This window comes from Algoriphagus sp. A40 (assembly GCF_002002735.1).
Lineage (GTDB): Bacteria > Bacteroidota > Bacteroidia > Cytophagales > Cyclobacteriaceae > Algoriphagus.
In genome coordinates this window covers 1-841 of the sequence record NZ_MUNY01000016.1, presented here as the reverse complement: position 1 = coordinate 841, position 841 = coordinate 1, and the positions used below count along the sequence as shown (strand labels likewise).

The following is an 841-nucleotide window of genomic DNA, read 5'->3' as shown; positions in this document are numbered from 1 at the left end:
TATTATTAATAATACTGGATAAAGAGACGAAAATGGCAGCGTAAAAAAGAATTTCATTTAAACCTAAAATTGAAAATAATAAGGATGAAAAGTACCAGCCAACCAAAAAAACAAAAATCGAATTCAAAATAACCTGATTTATAATTGTAAAAATGTAATTCGCATTCAGGTTTTCAAAAAATTTTCGAATAACAAACTCAGAAAGTGAAAGGCCCACAAGTGGTGTCAAAAAACTTAAAGTGGTCCTATACATAGAATATTGTCCAAAGTCATTCAAACTAAGCTCTCGAGACAAAATTGGCAACAAAATAAATGGAAAACTTTTATTTACAAAACCTATGATTGTATAAATACCCGAAGATTTGAGTAATGAAGAGGAAAATCCCCTTTTAAAGTAGGACTGTACCCTATTCAATAGCAAGAGACTTAAAAAAAACTGAATAATAATCTTGTACTCTCAACGTAGTATCGAGATATTTGTCAACTAAATATTTTTCCGGAATCTTAATCATCAAAACATCACAGTCAACAAGTTTATTTAAAGTAAATAAAGCAGTAGAATAAAAAGATACTAATTTTTTATTAGTTAACCTTAAAGAAGAAAAAACAATTTCGATCGGCTCGACAAAAGACACAATTTCAATATCAAAATCAACCTTCAAAATTTTAAGTATTTCAGGATTTTCATGACGATGAAGTAAATATACAATTTTAAAATCGCGAAAATTAGCAAATGTTTTTCTGAGCATAGTTAAATAAACAGACACGGAGGAAATCACACCTGCATTAATTAGATTTGATCCAATAAAAAATATTACTTCATTATTATCAAATTCAGTGT

The 841-nt window shown here is 27.9% G+C and carries 2 protein-coding genes; both read right to left on the bottom strand.

All coding sequences use genetic code 11. From position 1 onward, the window contains the following. A partial coding sequence (locus B0E43_RS31355; protein WP_168171865.1) for an oligosaccharide flippase family protein occupies positions 1–415 on the bottom strand: 415 nt, incomplete at its 3' end. Further along, the coding region (locus B0E43_RS22870) for a hypothetical protein (RefSeq protein WP_168171864.1) at positions 408–841 on the bottom strand (434 nt) is incomplete at its 5' end. The genes B0E43_RS22870 and B0E43_RS31355, both read right to left, overlap by 8 nt.